Here is an 18,845-nt window from a genome sequence, read left to right on the forward strand (position 1 = left end):
AGAACGACCGGCAACACAAGTAGGCGAACTCCGTCCCCCCCGTTGCGGCGACGCCGCCCCCTCGCAGGTAGGTCCCTGCCGATGCGTCGCCGCGGACGTGGTTCCGCGATCATTCTGGCTAAGGCCCCCCGCCGCATTCCTCCAGCCCCTCCGGGGCCGTCGGCGAAGACCGTTCCACCGCTCCCGATCCCAGGCGGCCGTCCAACCGGTGTCAGGCTGCGTTCACGCTGTATCAGGTCGCGTCCAAAGCGACCTCAGGCGACACGGACGGCGCCCGCGAACGGCCTGCCGGCCATCGGGGAGATCTTGACGACGTCCCCGGTCTGCGGGGCGTGCAGCATCTTCCCGCCGCCCACGTACATGCCCACGTGGTGCAGGTCGGAGTAGAAGAACACCAGGTCGCCCGGCTGGAGCTGGCTGCGGGAGATGTGCGTGCCCGCGTTCCACTGGCTGCCGGTGTAGTGCGGGAGGCTGATGCCGACCTGCCGGTACGCCCACATGATCAGGCCGGAGCAGTCGAAGGCGTTCGGGCCCGAGGCGCCCCAGACGTACGGGCGCCCGATCTTGCCCATGGCCAGCCTGAGCGCCTGCGCGGCCTTGCCGTTGCCCAGGACGGGGAGCCGGGCCAGTTCCGTGGGGTCGCGCTTGACGAGCGTCCCGCGGACCTTCTCGTACAGGGCGGTGACCTTCTTGCGCTGCGCGTCGAGGTCGGCGCGCAGCTTCTCGACCTGGTCGGCGCGGTTCTCGGCGGCCTTGCGGGCGCGCTGGGCGGCCTGCATCGCCTGCAGCATGCCCGCGACCCGGGTGCCGTCCTGGGCGGCGAAGAAGTGCAGCGTGGCGGCCTGGTCGAGGACGGCCTGCGGGTCCCGCGCGGAGAGGAACTGGGCGGTGGGGTCGGCGCCGCCCTTCATGTAGCTGGTGGCGGCCAGGGTCCCGACCTTCTCGCGGAGCCCGGTGAGCGCCTCCTCCTGGCGGCGGGCGTTGTCGGCGGCGACCTTGGCGGCCCGCTGCGACTGCTGGAGCTTGACGCGCAGCCCGTTGTACTGCTCGGTGAGCTGTTCGAGCTGGTCGGCGAGCTTGTACGCCTGGGCCCTGAGGTCCTTGGTGGACGGCTCCGGGTCGGCGTGCGCGGCGACCGGCTGGAACACCGCCGTGGTGGCGATCAGGGCGCCCGCGACGGTGATCCGGAGCCCGGCCGCGGCCTTCCGGCGGGAAACGGATTCCGGGCGGGGAAGGGATCCAGAACCGCGCGAAAAGCGACCAGAGCGCGACGACTCCACCAAATCTCCTCTCCTTCCACCGCCTACCGGGTTAGCTGACGGGTTCGGGCAAGGAGCGGCCCGTCCGCGGGTCGCGCGGATTAACCCCCCGGCTCCGGCCCGGTGTCCTCCCGGAGCGGCCGGAGTGGTGGGTCCCCGGTTCCCGGAACGCTGGCGGCGCCCCGCGGATTCGGCGGTACGGCCGCATGCGACGGCGGCCGGATGTCAGCGCAGGAGACTAACGGAGCGGGCGGGTGCTGCCAACCGGAACACCGGAAATCCCCGGTGAAACCGGGCGATTCAGATGCAGTTGGGGCTGTTGGGGGAGCAGTGATGTGTTATGGGCCACTTCGCACCGCCTGACCGGGTGGCCGGCCGCGCCGGGGCGAAGCCGCGCCACCTGGTCCGATAGCGTCGGCTGGTTGTGGATGTGGTGATCAGGCGTGCCCGTACTGCGGACGTCCAGGAGATCAGCCGGCTCATCGGCCAGTACGCGGGTCCGGGCCGCCGGATGCTGCGCAAGAACACGGTGGAGCTGTACGAGGACGTCCAGGAGTTCTGGGTCGCCGAGATCGCGGAGCCCGCCGAGGGCGGCGAGTCCGCGGAGGCCGCCGGGGGGCGTCCCGGACGGGTGGTCGGGTGCGGCGCGCTCCACGTCATGTGGGAGGACCTGGCCGAGGTCCGCTCGGTGGCGGTCGACCGGGGGTACGGAGGGCGCGGCATCGGTCACCGGATCGTGACGCGGCTGCTGGAAGTCGCCCGGGAACTCGGCGTGCGGCGCGTGTTCTGTCTTACCTTCGAAGTGGACTTCTTCGCGCGTCACGGGTTCCGCCCGATCCTGGGCACCCCGGTTTCGCCCGAGGTGTACGAAGAACTCCTCCGTTCCTACGACGAAGGCGTGGCAGAGTTCCTGGACCTCGACCGGGTCAAGCCGAATACGTTGGGCAATACCCGGATGTTGCTTCGCCTGGAGGACTGACCGATGAGTAGATCCCCCCGCCGCGGCAGGCACTATCCTCAGCCGGGCCCGCCACCTCAGGGCCGGTACGGCCCTCCGCCGTCCTATCAGGGGTCGCAGTGGCAGCAGGGGCCGGCGGGAGGCCAATGGCAATCGCCTCCCCAGCAGAACTGGCAGCAGGACTACGGTTACCACGGCGCCCCCGACGTTTCCGAGGCGGCGAGCCTTCCCCTCGCGCCCATCCATCGGCGCGCCGCCGCGCGGGTTCTCGACAACGGGCTTGTGTCGGCGTTCGGATTCGCGCTCGTCGTGCCCGTCGTGATCGGGACGATCGGCCTGGGTTCGGCCGGAAGCAAGACCGAGACCGAGGGCGGTATCTGGAACTGGCCGATCCTGTTCACGCTCTTCGCCGTCCTGTCGGTGCTGCCGTTCATCTATGAGGCCGTGCAGCTCTCCCTCTGGGGCCGGACGCTCGGCAAGCGCGTCATGCATCTGGGCGTCGTCCAGGTACGGCCCGCGGGCGACGCCATTACGACGACCCAGGCGGTTTGGCGCGCCGGCATCGTGCATGTGGGCTACCAGATCGGCGTGTTCTTCTTCCTGGCGCTCGCCGTGATGGTGTGGGATTACCTCGCCTACGGAATGATGCTCGTCTGGATCGGGACCCTGATGGCCTACCTCTGGGCGATCTGGGATCAGCCACTGCGCCAGTCCCTTCACGACCGTTTCTCCGGAACGCTGGTCATCGACGAGCGCGAGGGCTACGACGAGGGCGGGTACGGGCAGGGCGCCTACGGCGAGACCACCGAGTACCGGTACGGGGAGTAAGGCAGGGCGATGGCAGCAGCGGATCAGGCGCCCAAGGCCGACCCGCTCCCGGAAATCCCCGGCGAAGACCCGGTGGGCCTACGGCTGGCCGAGCCCGGGCAGCGATTGCTGGCCCGGATCGTCGACACCCTGGTAGTGGGGCTGCCAGTGATCATGGTGCTCCGTGAGGTCGTGCCCGCCGGGGACGTGGAGATCGCCGCTCCTCCGGCCGTCGCGGGGCTCCTGCTGCTCTACGAGTGGGTCCAGTTGGTCTTGTGGGGACGGACGCTGGGCAAGCGCGTCGCGGGCATACACGTCGTCCCGTCGCCGCCGCACGCCGTATCGCAGGGCCCTGAGAGCGATGGAGAAGCCATCGCGTCGGCCCCTCTGGGGGTGGGGCGATCGCTGCTGCGCTCGGCCGTCTACGCGCTTCCTATTGCCGCCCGGCCGGTTCCCGTGTTCGGTCTGATCGCCGGTCTCTTGTGGGTGGGGAACGCGGCCCTGATGTATGAGGGCACATGGCGTCAGGCGTTGCACGACCGGCTTAGCGGCACGGTCGTGGTGAGGCGCGGAGCGGCCTGACCGCACGGCGGGAACGGCTCACGACAAGCGGAACAATCCGGAACAAGCCCGACCGGATCGGAGCCAGACCGGTGCTTATCCGCCGTTATCCGGTATGCAGTAGAGTTGCCCGCGCCGTACCGGTCATCGGAGAGCACTTCCCGGGCCCGTCAACCCCGCGACGGCAACGGATTTCGCCGACACCGCGCCCGCCGGTATCGATGTACGTCTACGGCGGGCGCGCTGATCAGGTTGCCGAGCGGGCCCTCGGCATGCCCCTCATTCGCCGTACCGCGGGCGGTTGATCCCGTTACGTCAGGGCTAATCGAAGGCTCGGGGGATGGGTGATGCCCTACCGGGCAATCCGGTGGCGGCCGGTTATTCCGGGTGGGCGGACCGTCCGGGAAAGCCCGGAGACCCCCGGAAACCAATCCAATGCACCATGTGCGGCCCTGGTCAGCGGGCCGCCTCGTGAGCAACATCACTTGATCCCCAAGCCCGGCAGCGGGGGCCCGGCTCAATTCCTCGCCCGCCACGCCGGGTCGATCGCCGGTCGCCGGCGGTGGCGTATCACCAGGTATACCCCACCGGATCGATTCGCCGGACGGGTGATTGCGCGGTGTTGCCGGTCGGGAAGGCGACTTCCGGAGAGTTCCGGGGAGTTCCCGCGCGTCTTGAATTGTCATCCGCGAGCTTCACGGTATATCTTTGTCAACCGAATGCAGTTTGCTCCAGCTGAAAGGTCTGTCCCCATGGCACAGAAGGTTCAGGTGCTTCTCGTCGACGACCTCGACGGTGGCGAGGCGGACGAGACCGTATCGTTCTCGGTCGACGGCGCCTCGTACGAGATCGACCTGAGTAGCGCCAACGCAAAGAAGCTGCGGGATTGCCTGCAGCCGTTCGTTGAGAAGTCGCGTAAGGCCGGGACCACGAGCCGCCGCAGGCGTCAGCGCGGCGCCTCCAGCCGCGAGCGCAGCGCCGAGATCCGAGCCTGGGCCAAGGAAAACGGCATCAAGGTCAATGAGCGCGGCCGCATCCCGGCCAATGTGATCGAGAAGTACGAGGCCGCGCACTGAGACGCCTCGACGCCTCGCCTATGGGCGGCCCGCCTCCTCGCGCATGAGGGGCGGGCCGTTCGCTTGTGGCGTAGAGATCGGTGGGTTGATGCCGCTCCGCGCGCGGTATCCACTTGCGGTCGGCGCCCGCCGGAAGCGCCCGCCGCCCTTCGGGGCGTCCCCTCGGTACTCGGCTCGGTGTTGCTCATGACCTGCGGAAAGGGCTCCCGTTCGCTTGGGGCGTAGCGGGAACATAGCGCACCCGTGCGGTAGTTGGATGAGACTGAACAGCGCTTTGCTGGGGAACGTCTCCTGGTGGGAGTGCACCGGGTGGCCTCCTCGGGGGCGGGCTAGTTTGTTAAGTGCCAGCACCTGCGGAAGGACAGGTTCGGACATCCCGGACTTTGCCCAACCGCTCTATGAGGAGCGACGAGATGTTCGAGAGGTTCACCGACCGCGCGCGGCGGGTGGTCGTCCTGGCTCAGGAAGAGGCCAGGATGCTCAACCACAACTACATCGGCACCGAGCACATCCTCCTTGGCCTGATCCACGAGGGCGAGGGTGTGGCCGCGAAGGCGCTGGAGAGTCTTGGGATCAGCCTGGAGGCGGTGCGCCAGCAGGTCGAGGAGATCATCGGCCAGGGGCAGCAGGCCCCGTCGGGGCACATCCCGTTCACTCCGCGTGCCAAGAAGGTGCTGGAGCTGTCGCTGCGGGAGGCCTTGCAGCTCGGTCACAACTACATCGGTACCGAGCACATTCTCCTTGGCTTGATCCGTGAGGGCGAGGGCGTCGCGGCCCAGGTCCTGGTGAAGCTGGGGGCGGACCTGAACCGGGTGCGCCAGCAGGTGATCCAGCTCCTGCACGGCTACCAGGGCGGCAAGGAGCCGGCCGCGTCCGGCGGCCCGGCGGAGTCCACGCCGTCCACGTCCCTTGTGCTCGACCAGTTCGGCCGGAACCTCACCCAGGCGGCCCGGGAGGGCAAGCTCGACCCGGTGATCGGCCGGGACAAGGAGATCGAGCGGGTCATGCAGGTGCTGTCCCGCCGTACCAAGAACAACCCGGTGCTGGTCGGCGAGCCCGGCGTCGGCAAGACCGCCGTGGTCGAGGGCCTGGCGCAGAAGATCGTCAAGGGCGAGGTGCCCGAGACGCTCAAGGACAAGCAGCTCTACACGCTCGACCTGGGCGCGCTGGTGGCCGGGTCGCGGTACCGGGGTGACTTCGAGGAGCGCCTGAAGAAGGTGCTCAAGGAGATCCGCACCCGCGGGGACATCATCCTGTTCATCGACGAGCTGCACACCCTGGTCGGCGCGGGCGCGGCCGAGGGCGCCATCGACGCCGCGTCCATCCTCAAGCCGATGCTGGCACGTGGCGAGCTGCAGACGATCGGTGCGACGACCCTGGACGAGTACCGCAAGCACCTGGAGAAGGACGCGGCACTGGAGCGGCGGTTCCAGCCGATCCAGGTGGCCGAGCCGTCGCTGTCGCACACCATCGAGATCCTCAAGGGGCTGCGCGACCGGTACGAGGCGCACCACCGCGTGTCCATCACCGACAGCGCCCTGGTGGCGGCCGCCCAACTGGCGGACCGTTACATCAGCGACCGGTTCCTGCCGGACAAGGCGATCGACCTGATCGACGAGGCCGGTTCGCGGATGCGGATCCGCCGCATGACCGCGCCGCCGGACCTGCGCGAGTACGACGAAAAGATCGCCGACGTGCGCCGCGAGAAGGAGTCCGCGATCGACGCGCAGGACTTCGAGAAGGCCGCCGCGCTGCGCGACTCGGAGAAGCAGCTACTGGGCCAGAAGGCGCAGCGGGAGAAGGAGTGGAAGGCCGGCGACATGGACGTCGTGGCTGAGGTGACCGAGGAGCTGATCGCCGAGGTCCTGGCCACCGCCACCGGCATCCCGGTCTTCAAGCTGACCGAGGAGGAGAGCGCGCGCCTCCTGCGCATGGAGGACGAGCTGCACAAGCGCGTGATCGGCCAGGAGGACGCCATCAAGGCCCTCTCCCAGTCGATCCGGCGTACCCGCGCGGGCCTGAAGGACCCGAAGCGTCCGGGTGGTTCGTTCATCTTCGCCGGGCCGTCGGGTGTGGGGAAGACCGAGCTGTCCAAGACGCTGGCGGAGTTCCTGTTCGGGGACGAGGACGCGCTGATCCAGCTCGACATGTCGGAGTTCATGGAGAAGCACACCGTCTCGCGGCTGTTCGGTTCCCCGCCCGGTTATGTCGGGTACGAGGAGGGCGGCCAGCTCACCGAGAAGGTGCGGCGCAAGCCGTTCTCGGTGGTGCTGTTCGACGAGATCGAGAAGGCCCACCAGGACATCTTCAACAGCCTGCTGCAGATCCTGGAGGACGGCCGGCTGACCGACGCCCAGGGCCGGGTGGTCGACTTCAAGAACACCGTGATCATCATGACCACCAACCTGGGGACCCGGGACATCTCCAAGGGCCAGTCGCTGGGCTTCTCCCGTGCCAACGACGAGCAGGGGTCCTACGAGCGGATGAAGGCCAAGGTCGGCGAGGAGCTCAAGCAGCACTTCCGGCCGGAGTTCCTGAACCGCGTCGACGACACGGTGGTGTTCCACCAGCTGACGCCGAAGGAGATCATCCAGATCGTGGATCTGATGATCGCCAAGGTGGACGAGCGGCTCAAGGACCGGGACATGGGTATCGAGCTGCGTCAGGAGGCCAAGGACCTGCTGGCCGAGCGGGGGTATGACCCGGTGCTGGGCGCCCGTCCGCTGCGCCGTACGATCCAGCGGGAGATCGAGGATCAGTTGTCGGAGCGGATCCTGTACAACGAGGTGAAGTCCGGCCAGATCGTGATCGTCGGCACCGAGGGCACCGGCGAGGACGCCAAGTTCACCTTCAAGGGTGTGCCGAAGCCGTCCACGGTCCCCGACAGCCCGCCCCCGATCGAGGGCGCGGTCAACTTCAACAAGGACTGACCGGCTGAACAGGGCCCGTCCCCTCCCGGGGGCGGGCCCTTTCGCGTCCGGCCCCGACCCACCGGCGAGCAGATCGTGGTGTGGATGCGCCGCACCTACGACGCCGGAGCTCTAGGCGGTGTGCCCCGGGAGGGCGTACCGGCCGTCGTCCAGGGGATCGACCAGGCCGTCGGCGATCAGGGCGTCGAGGGCGCGTTCCCGCTGGACCGCCTCCGACCAGACGACATCGAGCGCGGCCTTCTCGACCGGGCCCTCCGCGTCCCGGAGGACGGCGAGGAGGCGGCCCCGGCACTGGCGGTCCGTGCCCGCGTAGGTCTGGCCGCGGCGGGGCGGGCCGTCGTACGCGGGACGTCCCGCCGCCTGCCAGGCGCACCGGGCGATCACCGGGCAGTCGACGCAGCGCGGGGAACGGGCCGTGCAGACCAGGGCACCCAGCTCCATGACGGCGACCGACCATCGGGCGGCGGTGGGCGGATCCAGGGGCAGCAGCGACTCGGCAAGGCGGACCTCGTCCCTGCTCTGGGTCTTGGGCGGGTGCTCCGTCCCCGAGCACAGGCGGGCCAGGACGCGCCGGACGTTGGTGTCCAGGACGGCGTGCCGCTGCCGGTAGGCGAAGCTGGCGACGGCGGCGGCGGTGTACGCCCCGATGCCCGGCAGGGCCAGCAGCTCGTCGTGGGAGGACGGGACCTCGCCCCCGTGCCGTTCGACGATCGCCGTGGCGGTGGCGTGGAGGCGCAGCGCGCGGCGCGGGTAGCCGAGCCGCCCCCACGCCCGTACCGCCTCACCGGACGGCTCGGCGGCGAGCGCCGCGGGCGTGGGCCAGCGTCGCATCCACTCGCCCCAGACCGGCAGTACGCGGGCGACGGGGGTCTGCTGGAGCATGATCTCGCTGACCAGGACGCCCCACGGGGTGGCCGACGCCGCCCGCCAGGGAAGGTCCCGGGCGTGCGTCTCGTACCAGTCGATGATCGGCTCGATGACCGGCTCGGTGTACGAAGTGCTCATGATCCGCGGCCATTCTGGCACGGCCCGGAGGGAAGCCGCGCCACACCGTTCACACCCGTCGAAGGAGTTGTGTCAGGTGACACAGGTCACGACCTGACCGTGAGAGATGCGGGACGGAGGGGTGCGGTGGTCCGTACCGGACCGGTGATTTGGGCGCGCGACTAAAGGCCCGCCCGTCGGGCGATCGCGCGGGAACCGCCTAGACGTAACGCTCCAGGATGGAGGATTCCGCGAGCCGGGACAGTCCCTCGCGGACGCTGCGGGCCCGCGCCTCGCCGACCCCGCCGACGGCCTGGAGGTCGTCGATGCTGGCGGCCAGCAGCTTCTGCAGCCCGCCGAAGTGCTCCACCAGCCGTTCCACCACCAGGCCCGGCAGCCGCGGGACCTTGGCCAGCAGCCGGTAGCCCTTGGGGCTGACCGGCAGGTCGAGCGCGTCCGGGCCGGTGAAGCCCATCACCTCGGCGACCGTGGACAGGTCCAGCAGCTCGTTGGCCGACAGCCCGTCCAGGTCGTCCAGGATGGCGTCGAAGCCGCGGTCACGGGCCTCCCGGGACGGGTAGTCGCGGACGATCAGCTCGCGGTCCACGTCCACGCCCGACACCAGCTCGTCCAGTTGCAGGGACAGCAGCCGGCCGTCGGTGCCCAGCTCGACCACATAGCCCTCGATCTCGTCGGCGATCCGGCGCACCATCTCCAGGCGCTGCACGACGGCGCTGACGTCCCGCACGGTGACCAGGTCCTCGATCTCCAGGGCGGAGAGCGTCCCGGACACCTCGTCGAGCCGCAGCTTGTAGCGTTCGAGGGTGGCCAGGGCCTGGTTGGCCTTGGACAGGATCGCCGCCGAGTCCTCCAGGACGTAGCGGATGCCGTCCAGGTAGAGCGCGATGATGTGCATCGACTGGCTGACCGAGATGACCGGGTAGCCGGTCTGCCTGGCCACCCGCTCGGCGGTGCGGTGCCGGGTGCCGGACTCCTCGGTGGGAATCGTCGAGTCGGGCACCAGGTGCACCGCGGCCCGCACGATCCGCGAGTGCGAGTCGTCGAGCACGATCGCGCCGTCCATCTTGGCCAGCTCGCGCAGCCGTGTCGCGGAGAACTCCACGTCGAGCTCGAAGCCGCCGGTGCACAGATCCTCGACGAGCTTGTCGTACCCCAGCACGATCAGCCCGCCGGTGTGGCCCCGCAGGATTCGTTCCAGCCCGTCGCGGATGGGCGTGCCCGGCGCCACCGCGGCGAGTGTGGCGCGGCGTCGTTCGTCATGACCCTTGTCTGGTACTGGCACCTGGCCCCCGGGAGGTCGCTGGACGGCGTCAGTTTATCGAGGACACCTCGTCAGGGAGTCCTCACCTGGCCCTAAGCGTGAAGGGTGTGGCGCCTGTAGCCTGCCGTGACGCCTGTTAGGGCGCTGTAAAGGCGACCTGTAGTGCCTGCGTGAGGCTGTCCACTTCCATCACTTTCATCCCTTCATAGCTCATCAGTTGCGGGTCCGCGCGCTTGAGGGGGGACCCGTCCCCCAGTTCGAGCGATCCGCGCGGGACGACCGCGTGCTTGAACCCCAGCCGTGCCGCCTCGCCCAGCCGCCGCTGCACGCCGGGGACGACCCGGACCTCCCCGGCCAGGCCGACCTCGCCCACCGCGATCAGGCTGCCCGACAGCGACTGCTCCACCGTCGACCCGGCGACCGCCAGCGCCAGCGCCAGGTCGACGGAGGTCTCCGAGAGCCGCACGCCGCCGACCGTCGAGACGTACACGTCCTTCTCGTGCATGGAGATCTTGCATCGCTGCGCCAGCACGGCCAGCACCATCGCCACGCGCGAGGTGTCGAGGCCGGACGAGGCGCGGCGCGGCGCGGGCAGGTGCGACTTGGCGACGAGGGCCTGCACCTCGGCGACCAGCGGCCGCCGCCCCTCCAGGGTCACGGTCACGCACGTCCCCGGCACGGGCTCCTCACGACGGGTCAGGAACAGCCCGCTGGGGTCGGGCAGGCCGACGATGCCCACCTCCGACAGGTCGAAGCAGCCCAGCTCGTCGGTGGGGCCGTACCGGTTCTTCACCGCGCGGATCATCCGCAGCCTGCTGTGCCGGTCGCCCTCGAAGTACAGGACGACGTCCACCAGATGCTCCAGCAGGCGCGGCCCGGCGATCGCGCCCTCCTTGGTCACATGGCCGACCAGCACCACCGTGACGCAGCGCTCCTTGGCCACCCGGATGAGGTTGGCGGCGACCTCGCGGATCTGCGTCACCCCGCCCGGCGCGCCGTCCACCTCGGACGTGCCGATCGTCTGGATCGAGTCCACGACCACCAGCGAGGGCTCCACCGCGTCGATGTGCCCCAGGACCGCCGACAGCTCGGTCTCCGCGGCCAGGTACAGGTCGTCGGTGATCGCCCCTACCCGGTCGGCCCGCAGGCGGACCTGTTCCGCCGACTCCTCGCCCGTCACGTACAGGACGGGTGAACGCTCGGCGGCGTCCCGCCCGTCGGGGGTGGACGCCAGCGCCGCGACCTCAAGGAGCAGGGTGGACTTCCCGATGCCCGGCTCCCCGGCCAGCAGCAGCACGGCACCGGGCACCATGCCGCCGCCGAGGACCCGGTCCAGCTCGTCCAGGCCGGTGGCCCGCATGGTCGCCGACCGCACGTCCACCTGGCCGATCGGCCGCGCCGGAGCGCTGACCGGCCCCGCCGTGACGACCCGCGCGGGCGTCGCCGTCCCGGCCTCGGCGACCGTCCCCCACGTCTGGCACTCCCCGCAACGCCCGACCCACTTGGACGTCTGCCATCCGCACTCCGTACAGCGGTAGGACGCCTTCGCGGTCTTCGCCCGGCTCATTCGGCTCGCTCCGTCCCCATGCGCGGAAGCGTAGAGCGCGGCTCCGTCATTTCGGGGCCGTCATGTCGGGGTCGTCGTGTCGGGGTCAGGTGTAGCGCCACCACAGGTTGACCGCGTAGTCCACCTCGTGGCCGTCGTGCTCGCGCAGGGCGGCCTCGGCGACCTCCGGCGGGAAGTCGATGCGCAGGACGGCCTCAAGGTCGGCACGGCTCTCGAAGGCCCAGCGGAAGGTCAGGGGCGAGCGCTGGTAGCCGCGCCGCGTCCAGAAGCGCTCGACGGCGCGGGGGTCGTAGGACGGCAGCCAGCGCAGGAACCAGCGGCCGTAGGTCGAGCGGGTGGCGTCGGTGTCGATGATGAAGATCGCGCCGCCGCGCCGTGTCACCCGGTCGAGCTCGGCCAGGCCGGGCTCGCAGCCGGGACCGAAGAAGTACGCCCAGCGGGCGTGGACGACGTCCACGGAGGCGTCCGGGAGCGGCAGCGCCTGCGCGGCCCCCACCCGGACGGTGACGTTCGGCACATCGCGCACCCGGCGGCGGGCCGCCGCCGCAAGCCCGCCGTGCGGCTCCACCCCGATCACCTTGGCCGCCTCGCGGGCGAAGACGGGCAGGTGGAAGCCGGTTCCGCAGCCGACGTCCAGCACCGTGGCGCCGGTCCAGGGGCGGATCGCGCGCATCGCCGAGTCGAGCGTCCCGTCGGGGTCCACGGCGCGGTTCCCGATTTCGTACACTCGGGGCGAGTTCCAGATGTTCGGGCTCGGCACGGCCCCCGGCGCGATCTCGGCCATGGAAACCACCGTAGTCACTCCGGACGTTAAGAAATCAGGATCACCGCCCGCCGGGTGCCCGAAGGGCCACGCGGGCGCATAGGCTTTCGGTGCGTGCGCACCGCCGGGAGGCAGGGGGCCGACGGGCCCGGCGGGCACAGCATCAGGGAACTGCTCAGCGACCAGCCAGGCGAGGGAGCCTTGACCCCGCAGCACAATGGAGCCGCCACGCCGGCGATCCGGGTACCGGACGCGCCGATCACGCTCTCGACCGCGTCGGTCTATCCGGAGAAGGTGCCGAGCGCCTTCGAGATCGCCGCGCTGCTGGGCTACGACGGCGTCGAGGTCATGGTCTCGACGGACGCCTCCTCGCAGGACCTCAACGTGCTGCGCCGGCTGTCGGACTACCACCAGGTGCCGATCAAGTCGATCCACTCGCCCTGCCTGCTGCTGACCCAGCGGGTGTGGGGACGGGAGCCCTGGGGGAAGTTAGTGCGCTCCAAGGAGGTCGCGGAGGCGCTGGGGGCCGAGGTCGTCGTGGTGCATCCGCCGTTCCGCTGGCAGCGCGAGTACGCCCGCGAGTTCGTCGACGGGCTCGCCCGCATGCAGGAGGAGACCGACGTCCTGTTCGCCGTGGAGAACATGTTCCCGCTGAAGGCGCGCGGCGCCGAGGCCGGCATGTACCTGCCCGACTGGAACCCGGTCGACCAGGACTACCCCTACGTCACGCTGGACCTGTCGCACACCGCGGTGTCGGGGTCCGACGCGCTCGCCATGGCGGACGGGCTGGGGCGGCGCCTGCGTCACGTCCACCTCGCCGACGGCGTCGGTATCACCAACAAGGACGAGCACCTGGTGCCGGGACGGGGCAACCAGCCGTGCGGCCCGATGCTGGAGCGGCTGGCCGAGGACGGCTACCGGGGCCACATCTGCCTGGAGGTCAACACGCGCCGCGCCGCAAGCCGCGCCCAGCGTATGGAGGACCTGGCCGAGGCGCTGGCGTTCGCCCGGCTCCACCTGGCCGCCGCCCACCGCACCTGGGAGGTCACGCCCGCCGGTGAGATCACCCAGCGGAGCCTGCGGTGACCACCGGGGGCAGCCACGGTGCCTGAGCCGGCACGGCCGCCGCGGCGGCGCGAGCGACCGCAGGGGCCCGAACGGCAGGCACCCGAACGGCGGGCACCCGAACGGCAGGGGCCTGAAGCGGGGCGCCGCTCAGGACGCGGCCCGGGACGCCGCCCGGGGCCGACCGAGACCCGCGATGCGATCATCGCGGCCGCCCGCGACCTGTTCGCCGAGAAGGGGTACGACGGCGCGTCGCTGCGCGCCATCGCCCGTGCCGCCGGTGTGGATCCGGCGCTGGTGCACCACTTCTACGGCAACAAGGAGGGCGTGTTCGTGGCGGCCATGCGGTTCCCGATCGACCCGTCCCGACTTGTGCCGAGGATTCTGGGGACGACCAGGGACAGGCTTGGCGAGACCATGGTCAGGGTGTTCCTGGAGGTGTGGCGCGATGAGGAGAAGCGCGCCTCGCTCGTCGCGATGCTGCGTTCGGCGATGACCAACGATCAGATCGCGGTGATGATGCGCCAGTTCATCAGCTCGGCGCTGTTCGCCAAGGCGGCCGAGATCCACGGCATCCCGCTGCTGCGGATCAACGCGGCGGTGGGCCAGATGATCGGCGTGGCGCTGCTGCGGTACGTGATCAAGGTGGAGCCGATCGCCTCGGCCACCGAGGACGAACTGGTCGAGCTGCTGGCCCCGGCGGTCCAGCTCCACCTGGCTCCCTGACGTCTTTCCCCTTGAGCGGCAGGTCGCGGGCCTGCCGCCGGTCGCCTGCCTTTTCGCGTTCTGTGGCCCCTTGACCGGGCCTTGGTGCGGGCATAAATTCAACACATGATGAGTTTTAGTCCGAAGGCCGCCGCCGGGCCCGCGGTGATCGTGCGCGATCTGCGGGTGACACGGGGCGGCAAGGAAGTCCTGCACGGGCTCACGTTCGACGTGCCGCGCGGCTCGGTCGTGGGGCTGCTCGGCCCGAGCGGCTGCGGCAAGACCACGCTGATGCGGGCGCTCGTGGGCGTGCAGATCGTCAAGGGCGGCGAGGTGACCGTGCTCGGCGAGCCCGCCGGGTCCAAGGGCCTGCGCCGCCGCGTCGGGTACTCGACCCAGACCCCCGCCGTCTACCTGGACCTGTCCGTACGCGAGAACCTGCGCTACTTCGCCGCCGTCCTGGGCGCCCCCCGCTCCGACGTCGACCGCGTCATCGACGAGGTCGGGCTCGGCGGCCAGCGCGACCAGGTCGCGGGGACGCTGTCGGGCGGCCAGCTCAGCCGCGCCAACCTGGCGGTCGCCCTGCTCGGCAGCCCCGAGCTGCTCGTCCTCGACGAGCCGACCGTGGGCCTCGACCCGGTGCTGCGCCAGGAGCTGTGGACGCTGTTCCGCGGCCTGGCCGACCGCGGCGTGACCCTGGTCGTCTCCAGCCACGTCATGGACGAGGCGGGACGCACCGACCGGCTGCTGCTCATGCGCGAGGGGCACATCCTCGCCGACGGCACCCCCGACGGGCTGCGCACCCGCACCTCCACCGCCGACCTGGAGGCCGCGTTCCTGCAACTGATCGCCGAGCACGCGGGGAGCCACCGATGAGCATCACGATCACCCTGGCCACGATGCGCCGGATCCTGGGCCAGCTCCGCCACGACCACCGGACGATCGGCCTCATGATCGGCGTCCCGTCGCTGCTGATGATCCTGCTGCGCTATGTCTTCGACACTCCCGGAGCCTTTGACCGGATCGGGCCAATGCTGCTGGGGCTGTTCCCGTTCGTGGTCATGTTCATCGTGACCAGCGTGGGAACGCTGCGCGAACGCACCGGCGGCACGCTGGAACGGCTGATGACGATGCCGACCGGCAAGCTCGACCTGCTGCTCGGCTACGCCCTGGCGTTCGGCCTGATCACGCTCGTGCAGGTCGGGGTGGTGCTGGGCATCTCGCTGACCTGGCTGGGCCTCGACCTGGTCGGCGCGGTGTGGTCGCTGGTGCTGGTGGCGGTGCTGAGCGCCCTGCTGGGGATGGCGCTGGGCCTGTTCGCCAGCGCGTTCGCCCGTACCGAGTTCCAGGCGGTGCAGTTCATGCCCGCGTTCGTGCTGCCACAGGCGCTGCTGTGCGGGTTGCTCGTCCCGCGCGAACGGATGGCGGGCTGGCTTGAGGCGATCTCGAACGTGCTGCCCCTGTCGTACGCGGTGGACGCGATGCAGCGGGTGACGCGGGAGCCCGACATCTCGCCCGAACTGACCCGCGACGTGCTGATCATCACCGCCTGCATGCTCCTGGCCCTGCTTTTGGGTGCGGCGACGCTGCGAAGAAGGACGGATTGACTGGAGTTTCCCCGAAGCGGAGCGGAGTTTTCCACAGCCGCCTCACGATCTAAATGACCCTGGGAACTGCTGCTAATCTCGCGCTTCATGAATCCCGTTGAGCACCCGGGTTCCCGGCCGCGTTCGTCCGGGGGCCCCGCCGTTCCCGGCCCCGGTGGCCCGGCCCCGTCGGGGCTCGGTGCCATCCTGCCCGACGGCCCCGACCGCCCCGGCGGGCCGGGCGGGCCGGGCGGGCCAGGTGGTCCCGGGCAGGGCGGTCTACCAGGGACGCCACGCAAGCGCCGCTGGCCGCGGGTGCTGGCCGCGGTCGGGGTGTTCATCCTGCTGATCGCCCTTGGCACCGGCGGCCTCATCTGGCAGCGCCAGTCGTCCTACAACGGCAACATCGACCGGCTCCCCGGCGTGATGCCGACCGGGAAGAAGCGTCCGGGCCCGAACGTCACCGGCACCGAGAACTGGCTGCTGGTCGGCTCCGACACCCGCGCCGAGGTGGGCACCACCGGCGAGGGCGGCCGGCTCTGGAGGCCGGGCGCCCAGCGGTCGGACACGCTGATGCTGCTGCACCTGCCGGCCGACCGCAAAAAGGCGTACGTGATCTCGTTCCCGCGCGACTCCTGGGTGCAGATCCCCGGGTACGGCCCGCAGAAGATCAACGCGGCGTTCTCGTTCGGCGGCCCGCCGCTGCTGATCGAGACGGTGGAGAACCTGACCGGGGTCCGCATCGACCACTTCGGCGCGATCGACTTCAGCGGGTTCAAGGCGATGACCGACGCGCTCGGCGGCGTCGAGGTGACCATCGACCGCGGCAGCTACGACTCGGCCAACAAGGTGCGCTGGGAGGCGGGCAGGCAGCGGCTGGACGGGGAGCAGGCGCTGCTGTTCGTCCGGCAGCGGTACGGCCTGCCCAACGGCGACTTCGACCGGATCAAGCGGCAACAGGCGTTCCTGCGGGCGCTGGCGTCCAAGGCCGCGGAGGGCGGCACGATCACCAACCCGCTGAAGCTGGACCGGTTCCTGTCCGCGATGACCAAGTCGATCAGCGTGGACGACTCGGTGTCGGCGGGCAAGCTGCGCTCCCTGGCGCTCAGCCTGCGCGGCGTGGGTCCCGGCGATGTCACGTTCCTCACCGCGCCCTACACCGGCACCGGCCGGCGCGGCAGCCAGAGCGTGGTGCTGCTGGACAAGGCCAAGTCGCAGCTACTGTTCCAGGCGGTGCGCCAAGCGGAGGTCGACAAGTACGTCCAGCGGTACGGCGGCGCGAACCGCGTCGGCACCGTCTCGTGAGGTTCTCCGCGATTCGGGCCCCTTCTCCGGGCTATTAACCTGAAGATGGCGGGACGGCCGCCGTTCCGTCCGGAGAAGGGATGGACAGTGCTTCGTCAGGTCCTGCTGGCCGCGTCGCACAGCGACCGCGTGCGCAAGCTCGTGGAGACCTCGCCGGTGACCCGTGACGCGGTGCGCCGTTTCATCCCGGGCGAGACCATGGACCAGGCCCTGGACGTCACCGGAGACCTGACCCGCGAGGGCCTGCTGGTCACGCTGGACGTGCTGGGCGAGCTGACCCCCGACGCCGGGCAGGCCCAGGCGATGGTCGAGCACTACGTGGAGCTGCTGGAACGGCTGGCCTCGACGGGCCTGGCACAGCAGGCCGAGGTGTCGCTCAAGCTGACCGCGATCGGGCAGGCGTTCGACGAGGACTTCACGCTGGAGAACGCCCGCCGCGTCTGCACCGCCGCCCGGTCCGCGGGGACCACGGTCACGCTCGACATGGAGGACCACGAGCACGTCGACTCGACCCTGCGGATCCTGATGGAGCTGCGGCGCGACTTCCCGGACACGGGCGGGGTCGTCCAGGCGTACCTGCGGCGCGCGGAGGAGCACTGCGCCGAGCTGGCCTACGAGGGCTCGCGGGTGCGGCTGTGCAAGGGGGCCTACGGGGCGCCTGACGATGTCGCGTTCACCGACAGGGCCGAGGTCGACAAGTCGTACGTGCGGTGCATGAAAGTGCTGATGGGCGGCAAGGGCTACCCGATGCTGGCCACGCACGACCCGAGGCTGGTGGACATCGCGGGGGCGCTGGCCGTCCTGTTCGATCGTGACCCCAGCTCCTTCGAGTACCAGATGCTCTACGGGATCCGCCCGCAGGAGCAGCGGCGGCTGGCGTCCCAGGGCGCGCGGGTGCGGGTGTACGTCGCGTACGGGGACCAGTGGTACGGCTACTTCATGCGCCGCCTGGCCGAGCGCCCGGCGAACCTGCGCTTCTTCCTCCGCTCCCTGATGTCGCGGTCCTGACCGGGCGGTCCGGACGCTGCGGGCCGGTGGCGCTCCGTAGGGTCGCTAGGCTGGGAACGGTCAATGGAATTCCCGTGTCAAGGTGCGTCGATGATCGCGATTCTGGGTGCCGGCAAGATGGGCGAGGCGCTGCTGTCCGGGGTGCTCCGGGCGGGCCGCCGGCCGTCGGAGCTGATGGCCACGGTCCGCAGGGAGGAGCGCGGCGCGCTGCTGCGCGAGCGGTACGGCATCGAGATCGTCCGTAACGTGGAGGCCGCGTCCGCCGCCGACGTGCTGGTGCTGGCGGTCAAGCCGCAGGACATGGGGGTGCTCCTGGACGAGGTCGGCCCCATCGTGCGGCCGGGCCGGCTGGTGATCTCGATGGCGGCGGGCATCACGACCGGGTTCATCGAGGAGCGGCTGCCGGAGGGCGTGCCGGTGGTGCGGGTGATGTCCAACACGCCGGTGCACGTGGACGAGGCGATGAGCGTGATCTCGGCCGGTTCGCACGCGGGCGAGGAGCACCTCAAGCTGGCCGAGGAGCTGCTGTCGCCGGTCGGCAAGGTGATGCGGCTGCCGGAAAGCCTTCAGGACGGCGCGACCGCCCTGTCGGGCAGCGGACCCGCGTACTTCTACTACCTGGTCGAGGCGATGGTGGACGCGGGCATCCTGCTGGGGATGCCGCGGGCGGCGGCGCTGGAGATGGTGATCCAGTCGGCGGTGGGCGCGGCGGTGATGCTGCGCGACTCCGGTGAGCACCCGGTGATGCTGCGGGAGGCGGTGACCTCGCCGGGCGGCACGACGATCGCGGCGATCCGCGAGCTGGAGCGGCACGGCGTCCGCGCGGCCGTCCTGGAGGCGATCGAGGCCGCCCGCAACCGCGGCCGAGAACTGGCCGGCGGCTGATCGCGTCTGATCACGCCCTCACGCCCCGCCACGGCACCGGTCACGGCCGGCCACGGCACCGGTCCACGGCCGGCCAGGGCACCGGTCCACGGCTGGCTACGGGC

At 70.4% G+C, this 18,845-nt stretch carries 17 protein-coding genes and 1 riboswitch; of the genes, 12 read left to right on the top strand and 5 right to left on the bottom strand.

What is annotated here, in order from left to right:
• Nucleotides 1-254: 254 nt before the first annotated feature.
• Nucleotides 255-1,280 carry an NlpC/P60 family protein gene (locus tag QSK21_RS19025; protein WP_285697496.1) on the bottom strand — a complete coding sequence of 342 codons (1,026 nt, stop codon included), beginning with the start codon at nucleotides 1,278-1,280 and terminating at the stop codon, nucleotides 255-257.
• Nucleotides 1,281-1,283: 3 nt separating this feature from the next.
• Nucleotides 1,284-1,411: riboswitch (cyclic di-AMP (ydaO/yuaA leader) on the bottom strand.
• Between the two features lie 272 nt (nucleotides 1,412-1,683).
• On the opposite strand from QSK21_RS19025, the gene QSK21_RS19030 reads away from it, so the two are divergent.
• From QSK21_RS19030 to QSK21_RS19050, 5 genes are all read left to right on the top strand, one after another.
• Nucleotides 1,684-2,238, top strand: coding sequence for an amino-acid N-acetyltransferase (locus QSK21_RS19030; protein WP_285697498.1), 555 nt, complete (start codon nucleotides 1,684-1,686; stop codon nucleotides 2,236-2,238).
• A 3-nt stretch (nucleotides 2,239-2,241) separates the two neighbouring features.
• Nucleotides 2,242-3,045 (top strand): RDD family protein, encoded by an 804-nt coding sequence (locus QSK21_RS19035; RefSeq protein WP_285697499.1) that lies wholly within the window; start codon nucleotides 2,242-2,244, stop codon nucleotides 3,043-3,045.
• A 9-nt stretch (nucleotides 3,046-3,054) separates the two neighbouring features.
• Nucleotides 3,055-3,606, top strand: coding sequence for an RDD family protein (locus QSK21_RS19040; RefSeq protein ID WP_285697500.1), 552 nt, complete (start codon nucleotides 3,055-3,057; stop codon nucleotides 3,604-3,606).
• A gap of 731 nt (nucleotides 3,607-4,337) precedes the next feature.
• Entirely contained in the window at nucleotides 4,338-4,661 is a 324-nt protein-coding gene (locus QSK21_RS19045; protein WP_285697502.1) for a histone-like nucleoid-structuring protein Lsr2, read from the top strand.
• Between the two features lie 413 nt (nucleotides 4,662-5,074).
• The gene (locus QSK21_RS19050) at nucleotides 5,075-7,591 is read left to right on the top strand and encodes an ATP-dependent Clp protease ATP-binding subunit (RefSeq protein ID WP_285697503.1); all 2,517 of its coding nucleotides are present in this window, start codon (nucleotides 5,075-5,077) and stop codon (nucleotides 7,589-7,591) included.
• Nucleotides 7,592-7,702: 111 nt separating this feature from the next.
• Here the strand turns inward: QSK21_RS19050 and QSK21_RS19055 are convergent, their stop codons facing one another.
• The 4 genes from QSK21_RS19055 to QSK21_RS19070 all read right to left on the bottom strand — a co-directional run bounded on the left by QSK21_RS19055 (nucleotide 7,703) and on the right by QSK21_RS19070 (nucleotide 12,208).
• Nucleotides 7,703-8,596: an HhH-GPD family protein gene (locus QSK21_RS19055; protein WP_285697505.1), complete on the bottom strand. Its 894-nt coding sequence runs from the start codon at nucleotides 8,594-8,596 to the stop codon at nucleotides 7,703-7,705.
• 199 nt (nucleotides 8,597-8,795) lie between these two features.
• Complete coding sequence (gene disA / locus QSK21_RS19060) at nucleotides 8,796-9,878, bottom strand: DNA integrity scanning diadenylate cyclase DisA (RefSeq protein ID WP_285697508.1); 1,083 nt, start codon at nucleotides 9,876-9,878, stop codon at nucleotides 8,796-8,798.
• A gap of 115 nt (nucleotides 9,879-9,993) precedes the next feature.
• Nucleotides 9,994-11,424: a DNA repair protein RadA gene (gene radA / locus QSK21_RS19065; RefSeq protein ID WP_285697510.1), complete on the bottom strand. Its 1,431-nt coding sequence runs from the start codon at nucleotides 11,422-11,424 to the stop codon at nucleotides 9,994-9,996.
• Nucleotides 11,425-11,509: 85 nt separating this feature from the next.
• The gene (locus tag QSK21_RS19070) at nucleotides 11,510-12,208 is read right to left on the bottom strand and encodes a class I SAM-dependent methyltransferase (protein WP_285697513.1); all 699 of its coding nucleotides are present in this window, start codon (nucleotides 12,206-12,208) and stop codon (nucleotides 11,510-11,512) included.
• A gap of 180 nt (nucleotides 12,209-12,388) precedes the next feature.
• Here QSK21_RS19070 and QSK21_RS19075 point away from each other — a divergent pair, with 180 nt between their 5' ends.
• From QSK21_RS19075 to proC, 7 genes are all read left to right on the top strand, one after another.
• Entirely contained in the window at nucleotides 12,389-13,273 is an 885-nt protein-coding gene (locus QSK21_RS19075; protein WP_285697687.1) for a sugar phosphate isomerase/epimerase family protein, read from the top strand.
• Nucleotides 13,274-13,291: 18 nt separating this feature from the next.
• On the top strand, nucleotides 13,292-13,978 hold the full coding sequence (locus QSK21_RS19080) for a TetR/AcrR family transcriptional regulator (protein WP_285697514.1): 687 nt from the start codon (nucleotides 13,292-13,294) through the stop codon (nucleotides 13,976-13,978).
• A gap of 105 nt (nucleotides 13,979-14,083) precedes the next feature.
• Nucleotides 14,084-14,833 carry an ABC transporter ATP-binding protein gene (locus QSK21_RS19085; RefSeq protein WP_285697515.1) on the top strand — a complete coding sequence of 250 codons (750 nt, stop codon included), beginning with the start codon at nucleotides 14,084-14,086 and terminating at the stop codon, nucleotides 14,831-14,833.
• Nucleotides 14,830-15,564, top strand: coding sequence for an ABC transporter permease (locus QSK21_RS19090; RefSeq protein ID WP_285697517.1), 735 nt, complete (start codon nucleotides 14,830-14,832; stop codon nucleotides 15,562-15,564). The genes QSK21_RS19085 and QSK21_RS19090 overlap by 4 nt, the downstream gene beginning before the upstream one ends.
• Nucleotides 15,565-15,651: 87 nt before the next feature.
• Nucleotides 15,652-16,848, top strand: coding sequence for an LCP family protein (locus tag QSK21_RS19095; protein ID WP_285697518.1), 1,197 nt, complete (start codon nucleotides 15,652-15,654; stop codon nucleotides 16,846-16,848).
• 87 nt (nucleotides 16,849-16,935) lie between these two features.
• Complete coding sequence (locus QSK21_RS19100) at nucleotides 16,936-17,856, top strand: proline dehydrogenase family protein (protein ID WP_285697519.1); 921 nt, start codon at nucleotides 16,936-16,938, stop codon at nucleotides 17,854-17,856.
• Between the two features lie 90 nt (nucleotides 17,857-17,946).
• Complete coding sequence (gene proC, locus QSK21_RS19105; RefSeq protein ID WP_285697520.1) at nucleotides 17,947-18,741, top strand: pyrroline-5-carboxylate reductase; 795 nt, start codon at nucleotides 17,947-17,949, stop codon at nucleotides 18,739-18,741.
• Nucleotides 18,742-18,845 lie beyond the last annotated feature (104 nt).

The sequence above is a fragment of the Actinomadura sp. NBRC 104412 genome, assembly GCF_030269515.1.
In the GTDB taxonomy this organism is placed as follows: Bacteria; Actinomycetota; Actinomycetes; order Streptosporangiales; family Streptosporangiaceae; genus Spirillospora.